Here is a 1,726-nt window from a genome sequence, read left to right as displayed (position 1 = left end):
ATGTCGGAAAGCCGTGTGAGGGAGAACCTCATGCACGGTTTGATGAGGGGAAAGAGGGCAAAGCCCTCTAACCTACTCTACCGTGGTTATATTGCGGAAAAGCTGAAAGGCCTGGAAACTGAATTATCTTTGGAGTGCCGTATCACTCTGAATGGAGAAGAACGATGGGTCCGCAATGTGGTCATACGTGGCTAAATAGAGGATTCAGAATATGCCATGATCTTTCTGCGTGATATCACAGAGGCAAAGGTAGAGAGCGCACGGCATCTGCAGATGGCAGCGGATAATGCTTCCATGGAGCAGCTGATTCAGAGCATTGTGCGTCTGGTTGACCGCTTTGTTGTCTGTGATCTGGAAAATGACAGATATGAATTCTACAATCTGAATGGACAAATGATATATAAACCTCTGGGCTTTTATCATGATTTTCAGATGCAGGTTCTTGAAAAATACAAGACACTGGAACCATTGGAAGCTATCGATATTCTAACAGCACCGGATAATATCCGGAAAAAACTGAAAAGTGAAAATGATATTTATAAGTTTGAGTATTGCAGCCTGGATGAAAAGACTTATAAAATCGCTTCTTATATTCCCTTGGAATGGAAGAATGGAAAGCTGGAAAAGGTATTGCTGGCATCCATGGATGTGACACAGGAGAAGAAAGCAGAGATTGAATCCCGTCAGGCACTGAAAGAGGCTTACCGGTCAGCAGAAAATGCAAATTGTGCGAAGACAGAATTTCTTTCCAATATGTCCCATGATATTCGCACACCGATGAATGCCATTGTCGGTCTGACGGCAATCGCAGGAGCAAATATTGAGAGTCAGGACAGAGTGATTGAGTGTCTTGGCAAGATCACAGAATCAAGTCGTCATCTGCTGGGACTGATCAATGAAGTGCTGGATATGGCACGTATTGAAAGTGGAAAAATGACACTGGCACAGGAAGATTTCAATCTGTCAGAGCTGGTAGATAATCTTATTACACTTACGAAACCGGTGCTTGATGAACATAAACATAATTTTGATATACACATCAATCATATTGAACATGAGGCTGTCTGTGGTGACAGCTTGAGGATTCAGCAGGTATTTGTGAATCTGATGAGTAATGCGATCAAGTATACACCGGATGGTGGAAATATTACTTTTTCGATAGAGGAAAAACCCAATGGATTTTCAGAACTTGGATGCTATGAATTTACGATTGAGGATAATGGAATCGGTATGTCACCGGAATTCCAGAAAATCATGTTTGATCCTTTCAGCCGTGCAGATGACCACCGGACAACCAGAGTTCAGGGAACCGGTCTTGGAATGGCAATCAGCAGAAATATTGTGAACCTGATGAATGGTAATATTAAAGTGGACAGTACCTTGCACAAGGGAACTAAAATCACAGTAACAATTTATCTGGAGCTTCAGGAAAAAGAAAAAGAACAGGACAAAAATCTGATGAATCTGCCGGTTCTGGTAGTGGATGATGATAAGACATGCTGTGAAAGTACAGTTGCCACACTGAAGGAAATCGGTATTATGGGTGAATGGGTTCTCTCTGGCAGGGAAGCGGTTGAGCGCTGTTATGCACGGCATGAGTTGAAAGATGATTACTTTGCTGTTATTTTAGACGATAGTGTCAAATGACCTATGAAAAAACTGGGCAAAGAAAAAGGCTCAGATGAACCTTGAAAATTGCAGATATTTTAGTCTGAGGTAAACTATC

General features: G+C 41.9%; 1 pseudogene. It reads left to right on the top strand.

The window, feature by feature from the left end:
* Nucleotides 1-66: 66 nt before the first annotated feature.
* Nucleotides 67-1,647 (top strand): annotated as a pseudogene (locus tag OCV47_RS15745) (PAS domain-containing sensor histidine kinase); the annotation flags it as partial.
* Nucleotides 1,648-1,726 lie beyond the last annotated feature (79 nt).

This window comes from Muricoprocola aceti, from assembly GCF_025567005.1.
Classification (GTDB): domain Bacteria; phylum Bacillota; class Clostridia; order Lachnospirales; family Lachnospiraceae; genus Marvinbryantia; species Marvinbryantia aceti.
The sequence above is the reverse complement of the archived record's forward strand: the minus strand, read 5'-3'. Positions and strand labels throughout refer to the sequence as shown.